Genomic DNA, 20,543 nt, shown 5'->3' on the forward strand with positions numbered 1-20,543 from the left:
GGTCTCGATGCATTTTGTCGCTGTTATTGGCGCGGTGTTTCGCCTAGCGTGGCCTCTGCCTATTCAGGCGCTTGTCAGGTGAACGCTCGCTGAACGCGCTTGTTTCCGTTATCTCGAGACTTGGTTAAAAAGATGATCGAATTTGCCGCCGGTAACGGTCCCCGCGTCTTTCTTGATTCCACCTCCGTCATGGATATCGCCGGCTGTGTCGTCGCCGGCATCGACATCGCGCCGAAGCGGGCGATCCCCGATGACGGCGATGCCCGGATCGATCATTCGCTCGAAGGCTTTCTGTTCACCTGCGGTCCGGACCATATCCGTCATCCCGAACCGGTGGAGGGGGACGAGGGCCGTTTCTTCCCGCTGCATGGCTCCGCCTCAGGTAACGCGGCGGCGGTGAAATCGCTGGAGATCAGCGATATGGGCGCGGAATGCGTCTGCCATATTCCGGTAGCTACCGCCAATGGCGGCGACATGCTGATCGAGCGTCAGTGGACGCTGAACGGGACATCCGGCGTTCTGGAACTCACCGACACCGTGATCAACAAGTCGGATCGCCCGCTGCCGGCGATGATGATGTATCATATCAATTTCGGAGCCAGACACCTTGATGACGGCGTGCGGCTGGAAAGCCGCTCGCTGCCGGAGATATCGCTGCCCTGGCGCTTCGGCGAGGGCGATCACGGCATTTTCTGCGTGCCGGCGGTTGCCGGCGAGGACGGCTGGTCGGCGACGCGGTTCGGCCCGATCGCCGCCCTTGGCGGGCTGTCGTTCCATCTCGAGGTGGATAGCGCGACGCTGCCTTTCTTGCAGGTTTGGCGCAACCAGGAAGCGCCGGCTCATATCGTCGGCATCGAGCCTGCCTCGCATCGCTGGACCAGCCGGCGAAAACTGGCTGAGGAGGGTGCCCTGGCGCCGCTTTCGCCGGACGAATCCCGGACGTTTCGCCTGCGCATCCGCTTTGCCTGAGCCCTTTGGCCCTTGCAATGGCGCGTCTTTGTTTTAATTTCCTGACAAAACGCAAGGAGTGCCGGTATGGATATCCGTCCGATCGATGATTTTTACGCCGTGAGCGAGCAGATCACCCCGGAAGACGTCGCCGAGATCAAGGCGGCCGGCTTCAGGTCCATCGTCTGCCACAGGCCCGACGACGAGGAGGCAGGCCAGCCGGCCTTCGCCGATATCGCCGCCGCTGCCGAGAAGGAAGGTCTCTATGTCGCCCATGTGCCGGTCGGCGGCATGGGGCTGACCCCGGACGCGGTGACGGGCATGGTCGACGCGCTTGATGATCTTGAAAAGCCGGTGCTCGGCTATTGCCGTTCCGGCGCGCGCTCCACCCGCATCTATGAAGAGGCGAAGCGGTTCCGGGGTTGAGTTTTTGTTCCACAATCACATTGGAAAGACGTTGTAAATGACTGTAAAACGTATTGAAATTGGCCCTTTGATGACCGGCGCCGTGGTCCACGGCAACACCGTCTATCTGTCCGGCCAGACCGGCTCGGGCGAGAGTGTGGCCGAGCAGGCGAAGGATTGCCTTGCCAAGGTGGACAGGCTTCTGGCGGCTGCCGGCAGCGACAAGTCTAAGCTTCTGCAGACGCTGATCTACCTGAAGGACATGGGCGATTTCGCCGAGATGAATGCCGTCTGGAAGGACTGGATCGATCCGGAAAACCCGCCGGCGCGCGCCACCAGCCAGGCCGAACTCGCCAAGCCCGAGATTCTCGTCGAGTTTACCGTGACGGCGGCGCTCGACTGATCCGCGACGCCGTTTGGACTGGAATGGCCTGGCGCTCAACCAGGCCATTTTCCCGCGACTTGTATTAAAAACTCTGCAGCCGGCAGGTATCCTGCGTCGGTTTCAACTTTGGGTGATCGGGGGAAGAAATGAAAATCAAGGCAGTTTTGATCGGAATATCGATGATGGCGACTGCGGCGATGCCGGCGATGGCGCGGGAAACCGCGGCGATCCTGGCCGTTAGCTGGCAGCCGGCCTTCTGCGAAGGCCATCAGGACAAGCCCGAGTGCCAGAGCCAGACAGAAAGCCGCTTTGATGCCGGTCATTTCGCGCTGCATGGGCTCTGGCCGCTCGGCGAGAACTATTGCGGCGTTGCGGCGGATGTCCGCGCCGAAGATGAAAACGGGAATTGGAACGCCTTGCCGGCGCTGTCGCTGAGCGATGATCTTCGTCAAACGCTGGAGAAAGTCATGCCGGGGACACAATCCAATCTACAGCGCCACGAATGGGTAAAGCACGGCACGTGCACCAGATTCATGCCGGAAAACTACTTCCAGACGTCTGTGGACCTGCTTGAGCAATTGAACGGTTCGGAGGCCGCCAGGCTGTTTCAGTCGAATATCGGCAGGCAACTTTCGGCCGACGAGATTGCCAAGGCGTTTGATAGCGCATTCGGGCGCGGTGCCAAGGATCGCATCAAGATCAGCTGCGTTGCTGATGGAGATCGCCAGTTGATCGACGAGATCACGATAGGTCTATCCGACAAGTATGCGCCGGGGACGTCTCTGGAAGATTTGATACAGGGCGCCGGCAGGACTGCGATCGGATGCGACGGCGGGATCGTCGACCCCGCCGGTCTGCAATAGTTTCGTCAGAGCGTGCGTGTCTGGGCACGGGCATCGGCTTCCTTGCCCTTGCTCTGGATGGAGTGTTCGCGGGCTTTCAGCGCGTTCCTGACGCGGCTGATGCCCTCGACGCCAAGCGCGATATTGCCGGCGGTGGCGATCTCCTCGCGCAGGTAGACGTCTCCGGTCAGCCGTGCCTCGTCGCCTTCGACGGCAACCTGCACCTCGGTCGCGTCCACAAGGCCGGAGGCCGCCAGCTCGGTCGCGATTGCGTCTTCCCGTTGTGCGCTGTCCTTCCACTCCCCGGTGTTTTCAACCGGTTTGCCGAAGAAAGCTGCTTTCTTGTGCACCATCGTCGCGTCCTTCCTCTTCTCGTTTTTGCGTAAGAAGAAAACGTATGACGGCGGCGATTGTTCAATTCGTGGCCCGATCAAGGCCCACATGGGGCAGGGACAAATCGGTCAATTCTCGCAAGGCGCATTGTTAATGCGGCGTGTTTCGCCTAAATAGCGGCCCAAGAACACAAAGAGCATTTCAAACCGGGATCACGCGGCATATGGCACGTCAGTTCATCTATCACATGGCAGGCCTCAACAAGGCCTATGGCAACAAGAAGGTTCTCGAGAACATTCACCTGTCCTTCTATCCGGACGCCAAGATCGGCATTCTGGGTCCGAACGGCGCCGGTAAGTCGACGGTTCTCAGAATCATGGCCGGCCTCGACAAGGAGTATACCGGGGAGGCCTGGGTGGCGGACGGCGCGACCGTCGGCTATCTGCCGCAGGAGCCGGAGCTTGATGCGGAAAAGACGGTGCTGGAAAACGCCATGGAAGGCGTTGCGAAGAAACAGGCCGTCCTCGACCGCTACAACGAACTGATGATGAACTATTCCGACGAGACGGCCGACGAGGCCGCCAAGCTGCAGGATGTCATCGACAGCCAGAACCTCTGGGACCTCGAAAGCCAGGTCGAAATGGCCATGGACGCGCTGCGCTGCCCGCCGGGCGACGCCAATGTCGTCAACCTCTCCGGCGGCGAGAAGCGCCGCGTGGCGCTCTGCCGGCTGCTGCTGTCGCAGCCCGACCTGCTGCTCCTCGACGAGCCGACCAACCATCTCGACGCCGAGACCATCGCCTGGCTGGAAAAGCATCTGCGGGAATATCCGGGCGCTGTCCTGATGATCACCCATGACCGCTACTTCCTCGACAATGTCACCGGCTGGATCCTCGAGCTCGACCGCGGCCGCGGCATTCCCTATGAGGGCAACTACACCGCCTACCTGCAGGCCAAGGCCAAGCGCATGGCCCAGGAGGGCCGCGAGGATGCCGCCCGCCAGAAGGCGATTTCGCGCGAGCAGGAATGGATTTCGTCCAATCCCAAGGCCCGGCAGACGAAGTCGAAAGCCCGTATCCGCGCCTATGACGACCTCGTCAAATCGGCGGCCGATCGCCGTCCGGGCGACGCGCAGATCGTCATCCCGATGGGCGAGCGTCTCGGCCAGGTCGTCATCGAGGCCGAGGGACTGTCGAAGGGCTATGGCGACCGCCTGCTGATCGACGATCTCTCCTTCAAGCTGCCGCCCGGCGGCATTGTCGGCATCATCGGCCCGAACGGCGCCGGCAAGTCGACGCTGTTCCGCATGATCACCGGCCAGGAAACGCCCGACAGCGGCGAAATCCGCGTCGGCGAGACGGTCGATCTCGGTTATGTCGACCAGAGCCGCGACACGCTTGACGGCGACAAGACCGTCTGGGAAGAGATTTCCGGCGGCAATGACGTGATCAAGCTCGGCAGCCACGAGGTCAACAGCCGCGCCTATTGCGGTTCGTTCAACTTCAAGGGCGGCGACCAGCAGCAGAAGGTCGGCACGCTGTCGGGCGGCCAGCGCAACCGCGTCCACCTTGCCAAGATGCTGAAATCGGGCTCCAACGTGCTGCTCCTCGACGAGCCCACCAACGACCTCGACACCGAGACGTTGGCAGCGCTGGAAGACGCGCTGGAAAACTTCGCCGGCTGCGCCGTGGTCATCTCCCATGACCGCATGTTCCTCGACCGCCTCGCCACCCACATCCTCGCCTTCGAGGGCGACAGCCATGTGGAATGGTTCGAGGGCAACTTCGCCGACTATGAAGCCGACAAGATCAGAAGGCTCGGCCCGGACAGCGTCAACCCGAAGCGGGTGACGTACAAGCGGTTGACGAGGTAACTGAGGCCGGAACAAACAGGTGGCGGGCCTCAGGCTCGCCGCTGGTTTATTGAAACAACGCTCACCCGCTGTGAGGCTGGCCCGAGCTTTCATCGCCACTGCCTTGACGAGCGTGACGTGTTTGCGGGGCAGAGCGCAACGTTCGCGGGACGACCGCCTCAAAGGCCTTGAAATGCCGCCTGGATCCTCGGGTCAAGCCCGAGGATGACACGGTGTGTGTCGGTGGGTGTTGTCAAAAGCAAAAGCCGGAGACGATGCCTCCGGCCTTGGGTTTTTCCGTGTCGTATCGCCATCTTCTGCGTCATCCTCGGGCTTGACCCGAGGATCCAGGCCCCAAGGCACGTCATTTCTGCGGCTGGTCTGGCGAATGGTCACCCATCAGCCAAGCCCTCATCCGCAAAGACCTCACGTCCGCCCGTAGATCAAATCCCGTGCGATGTCCGTCGGCTGGCCGAGGCGGGCCTTGTAGATTTCGTAGTTCTCCATGATGCGCTGAACGTAGTTGCGCGTTTCCGGATAGGGGATCGATTCGATCCAGTCGATGACGAAATCGAGGCTCTTGCCGCGCGGGTCGCCGAAGCGTTCGATCCATTGCGGCACGCGGGCGGGGCCGGCATTGTAGGCGACGAAGGTGAGGATGTAGGAACCGTCAAACCGGTCGATCTGCTCGCCGAGATAATGGGCGCCGAGGGTGGCGTTATAGGCGGGGTCGGTCGTCAGGCGGCTTGCGGAATAGGAGAGGCCGTGGCGGCTTGCCACGCGCTGGGCCGTCGTCGGCAGAAGCTGCAGCAGGCCGCGTGCATCGGCAGGCGAAACGGCGCCCGGATTGAAGGCGCTTTCCTGACGCGCGATCGCATAGGCGAGCGCCATGCCGGAGCCGGAAATATTGGCATCCGTTGGAATGACGCCGATGGGGAAGGCAAGCGCCGCCACATCGATCCCGCGACCATAGGCAATCTTGCCGATCTGCAGCGACAGCGAATGGGTGCGGTCCTTTTCGGCCTGATAGGCGAGGATCGCCAGTTCGCCGGGGCTGGTCAGCTCGTCGGCAAGTGCAAGGTAGAGCCGGTCGGCGCGCCAGCCATGGCCGACCGATTGCAGCCGGTTGATGGCCTGCACGGCGGGGTTCTTCTGGAAACTGGCACGGTCGGCCGGCGTCGGGCTCGGATAGTCGACGTCAAACTGCGTCTGGCCGAGCTTCTGCAGGGCTAGCTGGCCGTAGAAGGTGGTCGGATACTGGCCGGCGCGGCGATAGAAATCGCGCGCATTGCCCGGCCCTCCGGCTTCGGCGGCGCGGCCCTGCCAGTAATAGGAGCGTGCGGCCGAGATCGGCGTCGGCGAAATCTCGACGATCTTGGCGAAATGACCGGCGGCGGTGCGACCGTCATTGAGGCCGCGCAGCGCGATCCAGCCGGCGTGGAAGGCCTCGTCCAGCTGGTCCAGACGCCCGTCGGGCATGGCTGCGGCGACGATCTGGTAGGCCTGGCGCGGATTGCCCTCCTCATAGAAATGGCGGCCGACAATGCGGCTTTCATCCCACCACTGGTCCGGGTTGACGAGCGCCGCCTGGTTGCGCGGCATCTTCTTCAACAGTGCGGCGGCCGTGTCGAAACGGTTGTTCTGCCGGGCGTTGCGGATCTGGATATAGAGAAAGCCCGGATCGCTGCGCCAGGAGGAATGGACGGCGTTGATCAGGCTGTCGGAATTGGACTGACGGCGGATCACGGCCGCCCAGGCATTGTAGAAGGACTGCGCGTTGCCGTATTCGGAGAAGCGCTTGGCCTGGGTCGCGCGGTCGCGGTAGAGCAGGTAGATCATGCGGTTCTTATGATCCTCCTGCGAAAGGATCGAGCCGAAGGCGTTGATGAACTGGTTTTCCGTCGCCGTGTCGAGCGCCCACCCGCTCCAGGCGCGGTTGACGATGTCATGCGCCTTCTGGCGCTGGCCGGTGGCCAGGAGCGCCTTTCCAAGCAGCAGCGTGCCTTCCGACGTCTCCGGCAGGGAATTGCCGAAGGCGGCGATGACGGCGTTTGGGGAAGGGTTCTCATCGGCGAAGGCGCGCTCGGAATGGGCCCTCAAGGCAGAAAGTCCGGGCCAACCCTTCAGTTCCTGTTGCGCCTCGGCGATCTCGGAGGAGGGGACGCCCTTGTCGCCGGAAAGCGCGATCGCCCAGCTGAGGATCTGGTGGTCGAGCGAGTTTTCGGGAAGACGGTTGCGGTCGCGCAGCGCGGTCGAGACGTCGGATTCCTTCAGCGCGTCGAGCCCGTGTTTCAGGATCGAGCTTGAGGCGGGGTTCGCCACGGGCTGGGTGATTGCGCCGGTGATCTCCATGGAGGGCGTTCCGGCCAAGCCATCGGGTCTGGCATAGGGAATGGGGGCGACGGAGGGAAACTCCTGCGCGGCGGCAAGCGCAATGTCGGTCACGGCCACGGAAGCGGCGAGCGAGAGCATCAACAGGGTTTTCTTCATTCGAGCGTCCCGGGAACGAATTCAACAGCGCCTGAAACTATCGGTCTCCTCGGTTAAAATCGGCTTAACCCTGACGAATTTCAAGGGCTGCGGAAGACCCCTCCAATGCCGAACGCAATGCTTGCAGTGCCCCATGTCCGGCATTATGGTGCGTTCGATTTTGAAACAGGAATGCGGCTTTAAAATGAATGCCGCCAGGAGAAGCCGCATGTTCAAGGGGTCCATTCCCGCCCTTGTCACCCCGTTTGCCGAGAACGGAGCGTTGGACGAGGCGGGCTTTGTCGATCACGTCAACTGGATGATCGACGAAGGCAGCCACGGGCTCGTGCCGGTCGGGACCACCGGCGAATCGCCGACGCTCAGCCACGACGAACACCGTCGCGTCGTCGATCTGTGCGTCGAGGCAGCTGCGGGCCGCGTGCCTGTCATTGCCGGCGCGGGATCCAACAATACGCGCGAGGCGATCGAGCTCGCGCAGCATGCGGAAAAGGCCGGCGCGGACGCCGTTCTGGTGGTGACGCCCTATTACAACAAGCCGACCCAGAAGGGCCTTTATGCCCATTTTGCCGCGGTTGCCGAGGCCATCACGCTGCCGATCATCATCTACAATATCCCGCCGCGCTCGGTTATCGACATGCTGCCGGAAACGATGGGCCAGCTTGCCAGGGACTGTCCGAATATCGTCGGCGTGAAGGACGCCACCGGCAAGATCGAGCGCGTTTCCGAACAGCGCATCTCCTGCGGCGCGGATTTCATCCAGATCTCCGGCGAGGACGCCACCGCGCTCGGCTTTGTCGCTCACGGCGGCGTCGGCTGCATCTCGGTGACCGCCAATGTGGCGCCGAAGCTCTGCTGCGCGTTCCAGACGGCCTTGCTGAACGGGGACTTCAAGACCGCGCTTTCCTATCAGGACCGGCTGATGCCGCTGCACAAGGCGCTGTTTCTTGAACCCGGCGTCAGCGGCACTAAATATGCGCTCAAGAGAATCGGACGGATGAGCGACGCCGTGCGTCTGCCGCTTCTCGGCGTGGAGGAACGCACGGCCGGCGCCATCGATGCCGCCCTGCGCCACGCCGGACTGATCGACTAGCGCATCGGTCCGGAAGTTGGATTGAATTCAATAAGTTAGAGCGTCGAGCGAAAAAGCGGAACCCGTTTTTTCGACCGACGCGACAAGGGAAAGAAACGAGATCATCGGGCGCTTCATAATGAGCGCCCCAAGATCTGGACGCAGGCAAGCGCCGCTCAGGCATACGGAAAAGACCATGGCTCCGAAAGGCAGCAAGGGCGACGCTTTCAAGACCGTCGCCGAAAACCGCAAGGCGCGGTTCAACTACGAAATCCTCGACACGCTCGAGGCAGGCCTGGTTCTGACCGGAACCGAGGTCAAGTCGTTGCGCGAAGGCAAGGCCAATATCGCCGAATCCTACGCCTCCGACGAGGACGGCGAGATGTGGCTGATCAACTCCTATCTGCCGGAATATCTGCAGGGCAATCGCTTCAACCACGAGCCGCGCCGCCGCCGGAAGCTGCTTCTCGGCCGACGGGAGATCAACCGGTTGCGCTCGGCGGTCAACCGCGAGGGCATGACCCTTATTCCGTTGAAGCTCTATTTCAATGAACGGGGACTGGCGAAGCTGCAGTTGGCGCTGGGCAAGGGCAAGAAGGCGCACGACAAGCGCGAGACGGTCAAGAAGCGCGACTGGAATCGCGAAAAGAGCAGGCTCCTGAAGCAGCTTGGCTGATAATTTCTTCGCCCTAAGGTTGTTTTTAGGCAGTCTCTGATAACGCTGTCAGTCGTAACACAGCAGAGCCGCGCGCGGTTGCGCGGGTCTGGTCGTCAGTCGTCGAAATCCGAGGAGACAACCTCCGCCTGCCGCTGCGGACGCTCTGAAGGTTCGCGTCCGACTTCGCCGCGCAGCGACACCAGATCGATGAAATGGTCCGCCTGGCGGCGCAGGTCATCGGCGATCATCGGCGGCTGGGTCGACATGGTGGAAACGACGGAAACCTTGCGCCCCTTGCGTTGCAGCGCCTCGACAAGGGTGGTGAAGTCGCCGTCGCCGGAGAAGATGACGAGATGGTCCACCGTTGCGGACTGTTCCATCGCGTCGATCGCCAGCTCTATATCCATGTTGCCCTTGATCTTCCGGCGTCCCATGGAATCGGTGAACTCCTTGGCGGGCTTGGTCACCACCTTGTAGCCATTGTAGTCGAGCCAGTCGATCAACGGCCTGATCGAGGAGTACTCCTGGTCCTCGATCAGCGCGGTATAATAGTAGGCACGCAGGAGGTAAGCCTTGTTGTTGAACGTTTTCAGCAGCTTCCGATAATCGATGTCGAATCCCAGGCTTTTCGAAGCGGCATAGAGGTTCGCTCCATCGATAAAAAGCGCAATCTTTTCGCGCGGATCAAACATGCAAAATACCCTTCACTAAAACCAGTTTTGCGTGGGCCGGGCCCGAATTGCGATAAATAAAGAACCTTCAAAATAAAGGCAGCAGCTCGAAAATGCCAGTCGCACTTTTACGTGATTTAATCACGTATGCGGAAACATTCAACCCATAGTTATATCCCGTGAACGGCCAAAAGCATCGTTTGTTCCGAAACCCCCTGGCGGGATTGAAAATGCGCTCTTGAATTCCGATATGTGAGTCTCTATGAGAGGCATTTCCACAGAAATCACCTAAAAGGACAGTCAATGGCACGTGTCACAGTTGAAGACTGTATCGACAAAGTTGACAACCGGTTCGACCTGGTTCTGCTCGCCGGACATCGTGCGCGTCTCATCTCCCAGGGCGCTCCGATCACTGTCGACCGCGATAACGACAAGAACCCCGTTGTCGCGCTGCGTGAAATCGCTGACGAGACACTTTCGCCCGACGACCTCAAGGAAGACCTGATTCACTCCCTGCAGCGTCACGTCGAGGTGGACGAGCCGGAAGCAGAACAGACGCAGAGCGCTGCTTCCGAGGACGATGTCGGCGCAGAGACCGCAGACCGCCCCGACCAGCCCGAAGCCATCCCTTTCGACCAGATGTCGGAGGAAGAACTGCGCGCCGGGATCGAGGGTCTGGTTCCGCCGGAAAAGGGCGACGACTACTGATTGCCCGTGATGCGGGGTCCATGTGCCCCGCACCGCATTTCCCTTTCCTGTCAGAACGGGCCGCGCCTGACCCGTATTTCGCCCGACCGGGCCTGGTCTTTCAGCCATGATGCGGCAATACGAACTTGTTGAGCGGGTACAGAAATACAAGCCTGACGCCGACATAGCACTGCTCAACAAGGCCTATGTCTACGCCATGCAGAAGCATGGCCGACAGAGGCGCGCGAGCGGCGACCCCTACATCTCGCATCCGCTGGAAGTCGCGGCGATCCTGACCGACCTGCATATGGACGAGTCCACGATCGCGGTCGCGCTTTTGCATGACACGATCGAGGACACGTCGGCGACGAGGGCCGAGATCGACGCGTTTTTCGGCGATGAGATCGGCGCGCTGGTCGAGGGGCTGACCAAGATCAAGCGGCTCGACCTCGTCTCCCGCAAGGCCCAGCAGGCGGAGAACCTGCGCAAGCTGCTCCTGTCCGTCGCCGATGACGTGCGCGTGTTGCTGGTCAAGCTTGCCGACCGGCTGCACAATATGCGCACGCTCTATTACATGCGCCCGGACAAGCGCCGGCGTATTTCCGAGGAAACGATGGAAATCTATGCGCCGCTCGCTGGCCGCATGGGCATGCAGGACATGCGCGAGGAACTGGAGGACCTGTCCTTCCAGTATATCAATCCGGATGCCTACCAGACCATCAAGGGCAAGCTGCAGGACCTCTCCGGCCAGAACGAGGCCCTGGTCAAGAGCATCGAGGACGAACTGAAGGCGCTTCTGCAGAAGAACGGCCTTCAGGAGGTCAAGGTCAAGGGCCGGCAGAAGAAGCCGTTTTCGATCTTCAACAAGATGCAGTCGAAATCGCTCTCCTTCGAGCAGATGTCGGACCTCTACGGATTCCGCATCATCGTCGACGAGGTGGAGACCTGCTACCGGGCGCTCGGACTGGTGCACACCACCTGGCGGATGGTGCCGGAGCGGTTCAAGGACTATATCTCCAACCCCAAGCAGAACGGCTACCAGTCCCTGCACACCACCATCGTCGGGCCGATGCGCCAGCGCATCGAACTGCAGATCCGCACCAAGCACATGCACGAGATCGCCGAATACGGCATCGCCGCGCATTCGCTTTACAAGGACGGCAAGACCCGGAAGGGGCAGGCGGGCGACGAGGAGACCAGCGTCTTCTCCTGGTTCCGCAAGACGATCGAGGCGCTGGCGGAGGGCGACAGTCCCGAGGAGTTTCTCGAGCATACCAAGCTGGAACTGTTCCAGGACCAGGTGTTCTGCTTCACGCCCAAGGGCAAGCTGATCGCGCTGCCGAAGGACGCGACGCCGATCGATTTCGCCTATGCGGTGCACACCAATGTGGGCGACACCTGCGTGGGCGCCAAGGTGAACGGACGGATGATGCCGCTTGTCACCAGGCTCAACAATGGCGACGAGGTCGAGATCATCCGCTCGGGCGTTCAGGTTCCCCCGCCCGCCTGGGAAGGTATCGTGGTCACGGGCAAGGCGCGCGCGGCCATTCGCCGCGCCACGCGGGCGGCGATCCGCAAGCAGTACAGCGGTCTCGGCTACCGCATCCTGGAGCGCACCTTCGCCCGCTCCGGAAAGACCTTTTCGCGCGAGGTGCTGTCGACGGTGCTGCACCGGCTCGGACAGAGCGATGTCGAGGATGTGATCGCCGCGGTTGGCCGCAACGAAATGTCGTCGAGCGATGTGCTGCGCGCTGTCTTTCCCGACCACAAGGACGAGCGCGTCACGATCAAGCCGAGCAGCGAGGAAGGTTGGGTCAACCTTCCGAAAGGCGAGGGCATGGCCTTCAAGCTTCCGGAAACGACGGATGGCGGCGAAGCGGGGGCAGGCTTTCCGCTGCGCGGACTCAACGCCGGAGCGACCGTGCGTTTTGCGCCGTCCGGCGCTGTGCCGGGGGACCGGATCGTCGGCATCGCCGGAGATGACGGCAGCATCACCGTCTACCCGATACAGTCTCCGGACCTGCAGCATTTCGATGACGAGCCCGACCGCTGGATCGACATCCGCTGGGACATCGATTCCACCAACGACAAGCGATTCCGCGCCCGCGTCGGCATCAGCGTCCTGAACGAGCCGGGCACGCTCGCCCGGATCACGGAGACGATCGCGACGCTCGGCGTCAATATCCGCGCGATCCAGATGAAGGTCGTCGCCGAGGATTTCGCCGAGGTGACGATGGATATGGAAGTCTGGGACCTGCGCCAGTTGACGCAGACATTGAACCAGCTCAAGGCGCTCGATTGCGTTGCCACGGTAAACCGTCTTTTCGAATAGCGCGGCAACCGCGAAAATATGGAACTTTCCACGATTTCGCCGCGTCTTTCTGTTAACGCTTGTTGTCTCTCTCGGACATAGCGAACGAGGAAAGGAAGGTTTGCGATGCTGGATCGTCTGACGCGCTTCTTCAAGCGCTTTACCAGTCCCAAGGTCACCGACAAGGAGGTCGACGGCGTCAAGCATGTGATCGACAATATCGACCACAATTTCGACCCCAACCGGCCGACGCCGCAACACCGTTCCGATGAACAGAAGGAAAGTTGACCGGCCAGCCCTCGGCGGGCGACATCTGGCGTGTGAAGCCGGCGGACGGATATGCGCTTGATCCGCCCGGCGCCTTGTTTCGGCCCCGCCGTCGCCGTGCCCGGCGATCGGTGTTGCAGCGGGCGAAGAAACCGTCTACGCCCTTGCAATCCCCCCGCCAGATGTCAAAAGTAGGCGATGCTTTTTAAGAGACGTTCCCAGGCAAACTATTGGCAACGGTTTCGCGCCGCGATCTGGCCCAAGAAGGGCTTCTGGCGCGTGCCGGTCTATCTTTATCACCGCACGGTGCGGCTGAGGGCGACGCCGCATGCGATCGCCATGGGCATTGCGGCGGGCGTCGCCGTCTCATGGACGCCCTTCATCGGCGGTCATTTTCTCTCGGCCTTTCTGCTGGCCTTCCTCTTCGGCGGCAATTACGCAGCGGCGGCCCTCGGCACGGCTTTCGGCAATCCGCTCACCTTTCCCTTCATCTGGCTCTCCACCTGGCGGTTCGGGAGCGTGCTGCTCGGGCGCGATGTCGGCGGGCGCGACCATATCGACCTTGTCGACATGGTCCATCGCTTCGAGCTCTCCGATCTCTGGCGCCCCCTGCTGGAGCCGATGGCCGTCGGCGCGGTGCTGCCGGCGCTTTTGAGCGGCGCCCTGTTCTACGGGCTGACCTATTTTGCCGTGCAGTCCTTCCAGCAGCGGCGGCAGGCAATGCTCGAGGCGCGCGGCAACAAGCCGCAGGAAAACCGGGCCGCCGAGGGCAGCAAGAGCTGATCCGATGCGGAGAACAAGACGATGATCCTCGGAATGGGCAGTGATCTCATCGATATCAGGCGGATCGAGAAATCGATCGAGCGCCACGGCGATCGCTTCACCGCGCGCTGCTTCACGCAGATCGAGCAGCAACGGTCTGACGCGCGACGCAATCGCGCGGCATCCTACGCCAAGCGTTTCGCCGCCAAGGAGGCCTGCGCCAAGGCGCTCGGCACGGGCATTGCCCGCGGCGTGTTCTGGCGGGAGATGGGCGTGGTCAATCTTGACGGCGGAAAGCCGACCATGGAACTGACCGGCCGGGCCGCCGAGCACCTTGCCGGGTTGACGCCGGATGGGATGACGGCGCGCATCCACCTGACGATCACCGATGACTACCCGCTCGCCCAGGCCTTCGTCATCATCGAGGCTGTGTAGAGGCGGCAATTTCGTTTAAAAACATTGCCCGTGCCGCATGGAGGGGCTAAAGCTCAGGCAAACGGACTGCCTGGGTGTAAGAAGGAAACAAAGCGTGGCCGAAGAAGAAGAAAAAAAGGAGAGCTCGCTCTGGAGCAATGTCAAAGTCATTGTTCAGGCGCTGCTTCTCGCTCTTGTCATCAAGACATTTTTGTTTCAGCCCTTCACCATTCCTTCCGGTTCGATGATGCCGACGCTGCTGGTGGGCGACTATCTGTTCGTCAACAAGTTCTCCTACGGCTATTCGCGCTATTCGCTGCCGTTCTCGCCCAACCTCTTCGAGGGCCGCATTTTCGGCTCCGATCCCGATCGCGGCGACGTCGTGGTGTTCCGCTATCCGCCGAATCCGAGCGTCGACTACATCAAGCGCGTGATCGGTCTGCCGGGCGACCGGGTGCAGGTGCAGAACGGCATTCTCTACCTGAACGGCGAGCCGGTTCCGCGCACCGCCGACGGCACCTTCACCTCCGATTACCGCCGGGATCCGGGCCGCGACATCCCGGTCTTCCGCGAAACCCTTCCCGATGGCGTGAGCTACGATACGCTCGACGAGATCCGCAATTCGCCGGGCGACAACACCCGCGAATTCATCGTGCCCGAGGGGCATTACTTCATGATGGGCGACAACCGCGACAATTCGCTCGACAGTCGTTTCGATGTCGGCTTCGTGCCGGCGGAGAACCTCGTCGGCCGCGCCAGCCTGATCTTCTTCTCGCTCGGCAACGACACCTCTTTCGCCGAGATCTGGAAATGGCCGTTCAACATGCGTTGGGACCGCCTGTTCAAGGTCATCGGTGGCTGAATGGCGGCACGGGACGCACGAGAGGAAGACGTCGATGCGCTGGCGAGGCTGATCGGTTTCGAATTTTCGGATCGGGAACGGATCGCGCGGGCCCTGACCCATTCGAGCGCGCGCAGCGGCAAGGACGGCAATTACGAACGTATGGAGTTCCTCGGCGACCGCGTGCTGGGGCTGGTGATCGCGGAAAACCTGTTCAAGCTTTTCCCGACAGCGAGCGAGGGCGAGCTTTCCGTTCGTCTCAACCAGCTGGTGAGCGCGGAGGCCTGCGCCCGGGTCGCCGACGATCTCGGCCTGCACCGGTTCATCAAGACCGGTCAGGACGTGAAGAAACTGACGGGCAAGCGCGTGCTTTCGATCCGCGCCGACGTGGTCGAGAGCGTGATCGCGGCGATCTATATGGAGGGTGGCCTGGAGCCCGCGCGCCGCTTCATCGAGACGCACTGGAAGCCGCTGTTCGAGGACGGCGTAACGCTCAGGCGCGATGCCAAGACGGAACTGCAGGAATGGGCGCATGCCAATCACGGCGAAACACCGGTCTATCACGTCGAGGACAGGTCGGGGCCGGATCATGAGCCGCGGTTTACTGTCAAGGTCACTGTGAAGGGCGTCGCGCCGGAGGTCGGCGTTGACCGCTCCAAGCGCGCGGCCGAGCAGGTTGCCGCGACAAAGCTCCTGGAGCGCGAAGGCGTCTGGACAGCCGGGAGTTGACGCTTCTCGCATTCATGAATGCGTTTAGTTTGGCGTAACAATATACTGAATTCAAAATGTTTTATCGTCTTTCGCTTTCTGGCGTGAGCCGCAGGAGAAACAAATGACAGACGAAGAAACTGGTGCAGAGATAGCCGCGACCCGCTCCGGCTTCGTCGCGCTGATCGGCCCGACCAATGCCGGCAAGTCGACATTGGTCAACCGGCTCGTCGGCGCCAAGGTCTCGATCGTCAGCCACAAGGTGCAGACCACGCGGGCGACGTTGCGCGGGATTGCCATTCATGACAATGCCCAGATCGTTTTCATGGATACGCCCGGTATCTTCAAGCCGCGCCGCCGGCTGGACCGCGCCATGGTGCTGGCGGCCTGGAGCGGCGCGCGCGATGCCGATCTCATCATGATGCTGATCGATGCCGAGCGCGGACTGAAGGGTGATGCGGAAGCCATTCTGGAGGGCCTGAAAGAAGTCCGCCAGCCGAAGATCCTGGTGCTGAACAAGATTGATCGCGTCCGCCACGAGGACCTGCTGAAGCTTGCGGCGGCCGCCAACGAGGCGATCGGTTTCGAGCAGACCTTCATGATCTCGGCCACCAATGGTTCGGGTTGCGACGACCTGATGGACTATCTGGCGAAAGCCTTGCCGGAGGGCCCATGGTACTATCCCGAGGACCAGATTTCCGATCTGCCGATGCGCCAGCTGGCCGCGGAAATTACCCGCGAAAAGCTCTTCCTGCGCCTTCACCAGGAGCTGCCTTACTCCGCCCATGTGGAAACCGAGAAATGGGAAGAGCGCAAGGACGGCTCGGTGCGCATCGAGCAGGTGGTCTATCTGGAACGCGACAGCCAGAAGAAGATCGCGCTCGGCAAGGGCGGCGAGGCGATCAAGTCTATCTCCATGGCCGCCCGCAAGGAGCTGTCCGAGATCCTCGAACAGAAGGTCCATCTGTTCCTGTTCGTCAAGGTGCGCGAGAACTGGGGCGACGATCCGGAGCGCTACCGCGAGATGGGGCTCGACTATTCGCAGTGAAAGCCGGGCGGTGTGAGCAATGGAATGGCAGGACGAAGGCATTGTTCTGGGCATGCGCCGCCACGGCGAGACCAGCGCCATTGCCGAGGTGATGACGCTTGCCCATGGCCGGCATCTGGGGCTGGTGCGCGGCGGACGCTCGCGCGCCATGCGGCCAGTTCTGCAACCCGGTAACCGGGTCTCGCTCATCTGGCGGGCCAGGCTTTCCGAGCATCTCGGCGAGTTCCGGGTAGAGCCGCTCAGCCAGCGTGCTGGGCTCCTGATGCAGTCGGCAACCGCGCTGCACGGCATGCGGGCCATGGCGGCGCTGCTGCGCCTGCTTCCGGAACGCGATCCGCACCGGCACCTGTGCGAAGCCGTCGAGGTGATCATCGCCCATCTCGATGACCCGGCATCGGCGGGTGAGCTTTTCGTCCGCTTCGAACTGGCGCTTCTGAACGAACTCGGTTTCGGGCTTGATCTGGCGCGCTGCGCCGCCAACGGTTCCGTGGTCGATCTTGTCTATGTGTCGCCGAAATCGGGCAGGGCGGTGTCGCGGGATGCCGGCGCGCCCTATGCCGACCGGATGCTGGCGCTTCCGGATTTTCTGAGGACCGATCTCAACGAGGCCGCCGATCCGAATGGTCTTTCCGCTGGCTTTCGTTTGACCGGTTTCTTTCTCGATCGTCACGTCTACGAACCGCGCGGGATCAAGCCGGACGGCGCCCGCGACAGTTTCATCGCGGCAACGCTGAAGGCGCTGGAGAGACAGGAAACGACCTGAACTTCAGCCCCGTCGCTTCAGCGGCCAGCGCTCGTCCCGCGTTCCGGAGACTTTCACCGCATCGCCGACGCGCAGCAGACCTTCGCCGCGCGGCACGGTGTTCCAGCCGAACAGCGGTCCGGGCACACGCCTGTCCGCCGACATGCGGATCCGACCCATTGCCGGCAGCGGATTGGCGCCGTCGCGCGATCCGGTCGCCTGGTCCTGCGTGGTCATGATGCAGCGTGCGCAGGGCTTGACGAAGTCGAAACGGATGCCGGAAATCTCTATGCCGGTCCAGCCGTCCTCCGCCCAGGCTTCCGCGCAATCGAGCACAATATTCGGCCGGAACCGCTCCATGCCGACCGTCTCGGCCCCGTGGGCCCTAAGATCGGCATTGAGCGCGGCGAGCGAACCCGTTGTGGTCACCAGAAGCTGGAAGCCGTCGGCGAAGGACACCGGCGTGTCCGTTTCAACCCAGTCGCGGCTTGCGACGCGGCGGGCAGAATCGTCAAAGAAGGCAAGGCGAACCGGGCGATCGAGCCATTCCGAGAGCGTCTCATCGACGTCTTTCGAGGCGGTTGCGGCATTGACCGTGTCCCTCCAGACCGCGACATCAAGCCTTTCGGCGGGAAAAGGCTCGGCGAAAACCGGCTTCCTGCCCTCCATTTCCAGAACAAGCCCATTGTCGTTCCGGTGAACGGAAAGGCGGGCGAGGGCCGGCAAATCGCGCTGGGTGATGAACTGTCCGCCGGGATCGGTCAGAAGCGCGGTCCTGTCGCCGACAAGCCCCGACGGGCCGCACATGGCCTCTTCGAGCGCGATGCCCCGCGCGCTTTTCAGCGGATAGACGGTGAGGGCGGCAATCTTCATGTGAGGCTCCGGCATGGGCGAGAGGCGAAAAAAGAAGCCGGCGCGAGGCCGGCAACTTCGATCCAGAACCTAGCTCTTTTCCGCGGGCTTGTCTGTGGTGTCTCCGACCTTTTCGAGCGGCTTTTCCTCCTCGTCCAGGGTCGAGAGCGTGACCTGCGGGAAGGGAATGGAAATGCCGGCCTCGTCGAAGGCGAGCTTCGCATCCCGGGTCATGATGTGGGTGGTCTTCCACCAGACGGATCCCGGGGCCCAGTAGCGCATGGCCACCACGACGGCGCTGTCGCCGAGCTCCTTGACGAAGGCGTAGGGCTCGGGATCGGCGAGAACGTTCTCGTTGTTCCTGGCGAGATCGAGCAGGATCTCGATCGCCTTCTTCAGGTCGTCATCATAGCCTATGCCGATGGCAAGCTCGTGCATGCGCTGGGTGACGCGCGAATAATTGGTGATCGAGACGTTCCAGAGCGTCGAGTTCGGGGCCAGACGGAAGAGGCCGTCAAACGTCTTCAGTTCGGTGGCAAACAGGCCGACTTCCTGCACCGTGCCGTCGATCGAGCCGGTGCTGATATATTCGCCGACGCGGAAGGGGCGCAGCACGAGAAGCATGATGCCGGCCGCGATGTTCTGCAGCGTGCCCTGCAGGGCGAGACCGATGGCCAGGCCGGCGGCGCCGAGAGCGGCAAGGATGGAGGCCGTCTGCACGCCGAACTGGCCGAGCACCATGATGATGACGATGGTCAGTATGCCGTAGCGCCCGATGTTGCCGAAGAAACCGGCAAGCGTACGGTCGACATTCTCGAATTTCAGGAATGCGTTCTTGATCGACCGCTGCACCAGCGCAGCCACGATCCAGCCGACGATCAGCAGGATGACCGCGCCCAGAACCGAAAATGTGTAGGTGATGACCAGCGCCCACATCGCGTTGGCGAAATCGCCAGACGCCTTGAACATGTCGCCGACCTGTTGCTCTATACCATCCATTGAAAATGCCTTGTCTTGGGAGGTTCGCGTTGGGTTTCTGCCTAGCTAGGGCGTTTTCAGCGTAAGTCCATGCTACGAAAACTTGAGCGATGCTGCAACTTTGCCCTCGTCGCCGAGGCGCCGCTCCGGCGCCAGCACGAAGGGAAGGTTCAGCCGACAGTCGCGCCCGCGCCCGATTGCTCCGACCGCCTCGACGAGACGGCCCTTGCGGCCGAGCGCCTCGTCTCCAAGAGCAATCAGACGGGCATTCGGGGTGGCAAAGGGCGATGCCGCCCGCAGCGCTCCGGCCAGCGCGAAATCATTAAGCGCGGGCGCGCGCGCCAGCATGGCGATCAGCGCCGCGGCGGGAGAGCGCGAAACGCCCATCCAGCAATGGATGAGCATCGGCCCGTCAAAGGCACGGGCAAAGCGGATGACCTGTTCGACATGCGAAGCCTCCGGCGCGACGAGTTTGCCGCTGCCGGCAAAGGCGATATCGTTCATCCGCAGCGTGAGATGCCGGGACGGGTCGATCATCCCCGGACGGGCGAAATCATGGCCGTTCGCCATCAGGGACAGCATCGACCGGCATTGATGGCGGGCGGCCATCTCGCCGATGCGGGCAAGCGGACTGACGACGATCGCAGCGCTCATCCGGCGCTCCCCTTCGCCGTCGCCTCCCGGTTGGCGCGCTCGGCCTCTATCTCTGAGAACCGTGCCAGAAAGCGCGTCTGGGCATCGGTCGTCGCCATCGGCTCGATCGCGAGCATCTCGATCGACACCCCGTTGGGCTCGCCGAAAAAGCGCTTTGCCTCGGCGCGCGAAAAGCCGGCAAGGGTGATCGCCTCGAAATAGGCGGCGATGCGGTCGGCAGCCTTGATTCGCGCCTTCAGCGTGCGCGAGGGATGCGGCGGCAGGCCGAAGCGCAGGTGGACGGCCGATTCCAGCCGCTTCTCGACGCTCTTGTATCCGCCGCCGACGACCGCCTTGAACGGAGAGATCATGTCTCCGATCACATATTCGGGCGCATCATGCAGAAGCGCCATCTGGCAGTCCTCGGGACTGGCCTTGTGGCAATGGAGGAAGATCGTCTCGACAACAAGGCTGTGCTGGGCAACGGAATAGGCGTGGGCGCCGACCGTCTGGCCGTTCCAGCGGGCAACGCGGGCCAGCCCGTGGGCGATGTCGGCGATCTCCACATCGAGGGGGGAGGGATCGAGAAGGTCAAGGCGGCGGCCGGACAGCATGCGCTGCCAGGCCCGGGCATCGGTTCTAGCCAT

General features: G+C 62.1%; 23 protein-coding genes. 16 read left to right on the top strand and 7 right to left on the bottom strand.

What is annotated here, in order from left to right:
• The first annotated feature begins 132 nt into the window (after positions 1-132).
• The 4 genes from AZF01_RS08465 to AZF01_RS08480 all read left to right on the top strand — a co-directional run bounded on the left by AZF01_RS08465 (position 133) and on the right by AZF01_RS08480 (position 2,601).
• Positions 133-969 carry a DUF4432 family protein gene (locus tag AZF01_RS08465; protein ID WP_024707055.1) on the top strand — a complete coding sequence of 279 codons (837 nt, stop codon included), beginning with the start codon at positions 133-135 and terminating at the stop codon, positions 967-969.
• A 66-nt stretch (positions 970-1,035) separates the two neighbouring features.
• Complete coding sequence (locus AZF01_RS08470) at positions 1,036-1,374, top strand: TIGR01244 family sulfur transferase (protein WP_024707056.1); 339 nt, start codon at positions 1,036-1,038, stop codon at positions 1,372-1,374.
• 37 nt (positions 1,375-1,411) lie between these two features.
• Positions 1,412-1,756, top strand: a complete 345-nt coding sequence (locus tag AZF01_RS08475; RefSeq protein WP_024707057.1) for a RidA family protein — start codon at positions 1,412-1,414, stop codon at positions 1,754-1,756.
• Between the two features lie 128 nt (positions 1,757-1,884).
• The gene (locus AZF01_RS08480) at positions 1,885-2,601 is read left to right on the top strand and encodes a ribonuclease (RefSeq protein ID WP_024707058.1); all 717 of its coding nucleotides are present in this window, start codon (positions 1,885-1,887) and stop codon (positions 2,599-2,601) included.
• A gap of 5 nt (positions 2,602-2,606) precedes the next feature.
• Here the strand turns inward: AZF01_RS08480 and AZF01_RS08485 are convergent, their stop codons facing one another.
• A complete protein-coding gene (locus AZF01_RS08485) occupies positions 2,607-2,933 on the bottom strand; it encodes a BON domain-containing protein (RefSeq protein WP_024707059.1) in 327 nt (108 codons plus the stop codon).
• A 203-nt stretch (positions 2,934-3,136) separates the two neighbouring features.
• Here AZF01_RS08485 and ettA point away from each other — a divergent pair, with 203 nt between their 5' ends.
• Positions 3,137-4,786, top strand: a complete 1,650-nt coding sequence (gene ettA, locus AZF01_RS08490) for an energy-dependent translational throttle protein EttA (protein WP_024707060.1) — start codon at positions 3,137-3,139, stop codon at positions 4,784-4,786.
• Positions 4,787-5,191: 405 nt separating this feature from the next.
• Here the strand turns inward: ettA and AZF01_RS08495 are convergent, their stop codons facing one another.
• A complete protein-coding gene (locus AZF01_RS08495; RefSeq protein WP_024707061.1) occupies positions 5,192-7,255 on the bottom strand; it encodes a lytic transglycosylase domain-containing protein in 2,064 nt (687 codons plus the stop codon).
• Between the two features lie 208 nt (positions 7,256-7,463).
• On the opposite strand from AZF01_RS08495, the gene dapA reads away from it, so the two are divergent.
• Both dapA and smpB read left to right on the top strand, forming a co-directional pair.
• Positions 7,464-8,345 carry a 4-hydroxy-tetrahydrodipicolinate synthase gene (dapA, locus tag AZF01_RS08500; protein WP_024707062.1) on the top strand — a complete coding sequence of 294 codons (882 nt, stop codon included), beginning with the start codon at positions 7,464-7,466 and terminating at the stop codon, positions 8,343-8,345.
• A gap of 175 nt (positions 8,346-8,520) precedes the next feature.
• Positions 8,521-9,000: an SsrA-binding protein SmpB gene (smpB, locus tag AZF01_RS08505; RefSeq protein WP_024707063.1), complete on the top strand. Its 480-nt coding sequence runs from the start codon at positions 8,521-8,523 to the stop codon at positions 8,998-9,000.
• A 95-nt stretch (positions 9,001-9,095) separates the two neighbouring features.
• Here the strand turns inward: smpB and AZF01_RS08510 are convergent, their stop codons facing one another.
• Entirely contained in the window at positions 9,096-9,674 is a 579-nt protein-coding gene (locus tag AZF01_RS08510; protein ID WP_024707064.1) for an NYN domain-containing protein, read from the bottom strand.
• A 282-nt stretch (positions 9,675-9,956) separates the two neighbouring features.
• Here AZF01_RS08510 and rpoZ point away from each other — a divergent pair, with 282 nt between their 5' ends.
• From rpoZ to recO, 9 genes are all read left to right on the top strand, one after another.
• Positions 9,957-10,361 (top strand): DNA-directed RNA polymerase subunit omega, encoded by a 405-nt coding sequence (gene rpoZ, locus AZF01_RS08515; RefSeq protein ID WP_024707065.1) that lies wholly within the window; start codon positions 9,957-9,959, stop codon positions 10,359-10,361.
• Between the two features lie 106 nt (positions 10,362-10,467).
• Positions 10,468-12,672: a bifunctional (p)ppGpp synthetase/guanosine-3',5'-bis(diphosphate) 3'-pyrophosphohydrolase gene (locus AZF01_RS08520; protein ID WP_024707066.1), complete on the top strand. Its 2,205-nt coding sequence runs from the start codon at positions 10,468-10,470 to the stop codon at positions 12,670-12,672.
• A gap of 105 nt (positions 12,673-12,777) precedes the next feature.
• Positions 12,778-12,939 (top strand): hypothetical protein, encoded by a 162-nt coding sequence (locus AZF01_RS23915; RefSeq protein WP_156484727.1) that lies wholly within the window; start codon positions 12,778-12,780, stop codon positions 12,937-12,939.
• 177 nt (positions 12,940-13,116) lie between these two features.
• Entirely contained in the window at positions 13,117-13,701 is a 585-nt protein-coding gene (locus AZF01_RS08525; RefSeq protein WP_024707067.1) for a DUF2062 domain-containing protein, read from the top strand.
• 21 nt (positions 13,702-13,722) lie between these two features.
• The gene (gene acpS, locus AZF01_RS08530) at positions 13,723-14,115 is read left to right on the top strand and encodes a holo-ACP synthase (RefSeq protein ID WP_036236298.1); all 393 of its coding nucleotides are present in this window, start codon (positions 13,723-13,725) and stop codon (positions 14,113-14,115) included.
• Between the two features lie 94 nt (positions 14,116-14,209).
• Positions 14,210-14,956: a signal peptidase I gene (lepB, locus tag AZF01_RS08535; protein ID WP_024707068.1), complete on the top strand. Its 747-nt coding sequence runs from the start codon at positions 14,210-14,212 to the stop codon at positions 14,954-14,956.
• The gene (gene rnc, locus AZF01_RS08540) at positions 14,957-15,664 is read left to right on the top strand and encodes a ribonuclease III (protein WP_024707069.1); all 708 of its coding nucleotides are present in this window, start codon (positions 14,957-14,959) and stop codon (positions 15,662-15,664) included. It abuts the gene before it with no gap.
• A 103-nt stretch (positions 15,665-15,767) separates the two neighbouring features.
• Positions 15,768-16,691 carry a GTPase Era gene (era, locus tag AZF01_RS08545; RefSeq protein ID WP_024707070.1) on the top strand — a complete coding sequence of 308 codons (924 nt, stop codon included), beginning with the start codon at positions 15,768-15,770 and terminating at the stop codon, positions 16,689-16,691.
• Positions 16,692-16,710: 19 nt separating this feature from the next.
• The gene (gene recO, locus AZF01_RS08550) at positions 16,711-17,454 is read left to right on the top strand and encodes a DNA repair protein RecO (protein WP_024707071.1); all 744 of its coding nucleotides are present in this window, start codon (positions 16,711-16,713) and stop codon (positions 17,452-17,454) included.
• A 3-nt stretch (positions 17,455-17,457) separates the two neighbouring features.
• Here recO and AZF01_RS08555 read toward each other — a convergent pair whose 3' ends face one another.
• The 4 genes from AZF01_RS08555 to AZF01_RS08570 all read right to left on the bottom strand — a co-directional run bounded on the left by AZF01_RS08555 (position 17,458) and on the right by AZF01_RS08570 (position 20,543).
• Positions 17,458-18,306, bottom strand: a complete 849-nt coding sequence (locus AZF01_RS08555) for an MOSC domain-containing protein (RefSeq protein ID WP_024707072.1) — start codon at positions 18,304-18,306, stop codon at positions 17,458-17,460.
• Positions 18,307-18,375: 69 nt separating this feature from the next.
• Complete coding sequence (locus AZF01_RS08560; RefSeq protein ID WP_024707073.1) at positions 18,376-19,275, bottom strand: mechanosensitive ion channel domain-containing protein; 900 nt, start codon at positions 19,273-19,275, stop codon at positions 18,376-18,378.
• An 81-nt stretch (positions 19,276-19,356) separates the two neighbouring features.
• The gene (locus AZF01_RS08565) at positions 19,357-19,917 is read right to left on the bottom strand and encodes a tyrosine phosphatase family protein (protein ID WP_024707074.1); all 561 of its coding nucleotides are present in this window, start codon (positions 19,915-19,917) and stop codon (positions 19,357-19,359) included.
• Positions 19,914-20,543 carry a YfbR-like 5'-deoxynucleotidase gene (locus AZF01_RS08570; protein ID WP_371260694.1) on the bottom strand — a complete coding sequence of 210 codons (630 nt, stop codon included), beginning with the start codon at positions 20,541-20,543 and terminating at the stop codon, positions 19,914-19,916. The genes AZF01_RS08565 and AZF01_RS08570 overlap by 4 nt, the downstream gene beginning before the upstream one ends.

Source organism: Martelella sp. AD-3 (assembly GCF_001578105.1).
Lineage (GTDB): Bacteria > Pseudomonadota > Alphaproteobacteria > Rhizobiales > Rhizobiaceae > Martelella.

Coding starts and splice junctions, on each gene's coding strand:
- AZF01_RS08480 (WP_024707058.1), top strand. CDS start 1,885: ATGAAAATCAAGGCAGTTTTGATCGGAATATCGATGATGGCGACTGCG.
- acpS (WP_036236298.1), top strand. CDS start 13,723: ATGATCCTCGGAATGGGCAGTGATCTCATCGATATCAGGCGGATCGAG.
- AZF01_RS08495 (WP_024707061.1), bottom strand. CDS start 7,255: ATGAAGAAAACCCTGTTGATGCTCTCGCTCGCCGCTTCCGTGGCCGTG.
- rpoZ (WP_024707065.1), top strand. CDS start 9,957: ATGGCACGTGTCACAGTTGAAGACTGTATCGACAAAGTTGACAACCGG.
- AZF01_RS08520 (WP_024707066.1), top strand. CDS start 10,468: ATGATGCGGCAATACGAACTTGTTGAGCGGGTACAGAAATACAAGCCT.
- AZF01_RS08470 (WP_024707056.1), top strand. CDS start 1,036: ATGGATATCCGTCCGATCGATGATTTTTACGCCGTGAGCGAGCAGATC.
- era (WP_024707070.1), top strand. CDS start 15,768: ATGACAGACGAAGAAACTGGTGCAGAGATAGCCGCGACCCGCTCCGGC.
- smpB (WP_024707063.1), top strand. CDS start 8,521: ATGGCTCCGAAAGGCAGCAAGGGCGACGCTTTCAAGACCGTCGCCGAA.
- AZF01_RS08485 (WP_024707059.1), bottom strand. CDS start 2,933: ATGGTGCACAAGAAAGCAGCTTTCTTCGGCAAACCGGTTGAAAACACC.
- recO (WP_024707071.1), top strand. CDS start 16,711: ATGGAATGGCAGGACGAAGGCATTGTTCTGGGCATGCGCCGCCACGGC.
- AZF01_RS08525 (WP_024707067.1), top strand. CDS start 13,117: ATGCTTTTTAAGAGACGTTCCCAGGCAAACTATTGGCAACGGTTTCGC.
- ettA (WP_024707060.1), top strand. CDS start 3,137: ATGGCACGTCAGTTCATCTATCACATGGCAGGCCTCAACAAGGCCTAT.
- AZF01_RS08570 (WP_371260694.1), bottom strand. CDS start 20,543: ATGGCTAGAACCGATGCCCGGGCCTGGCAGCGCATGCTGTCCGGCCGC.
- AZF01_RS08565 (WP_024707074.1), bottom strand. CDS start 19,917: ATGAGCGCTGCGATCGTCGTCAGTCCGCTTGCCCGCATCGGCGAGATG.
- AZF01_RS08510 (WP_024707064.1), bottom strand. CDS start 9,674: ATGTTTGATCCGCGCGAAAAGATTGCGCTTTTTATCGATGGAGCGAAC.
- AZF01_RS08465 (WP_024707055.1), top strand. CDS start 133: ATGATCGAATTTGCCGCCGGTAACGGTCCCCGCGTCTTTCTTGATTCC.
- AZF01_RS08475 (WP_024707057.1), top strand. CDS start 1,412: ATGACTGTAAAACGTATTGAAATTGGCCCTTTGATGACCGGCGCCGTG.
- dapA (WP_024707062.1), top strand. CDS start 7,464: ATGTTCAAGGGGTCCATTCCCGCCCTTGTCACCCCGTTTGCCGAGAAC.
- AZF01_RS23915 (WP_156484727.1), top strand. CDS start 12,778: ATGCTGGATCGTCTGACGCGCTTCTTCAAGCGCTTTACCAGTCCCAAG.
- AZF01_RS08555 (WP_024707072.1), bottom strand. CDS start 18,306: ATGAAGATTGCCGCCCTCACCGTCTATCCGCTGAAAAGCGCGCGGGGC.
- rnc (WP_024707069.1), top strand. CDS start 14,957: ATGGCGGCACGGGACGCACGAGAGGAAGACGTCGATGCGCTGGCGAGG.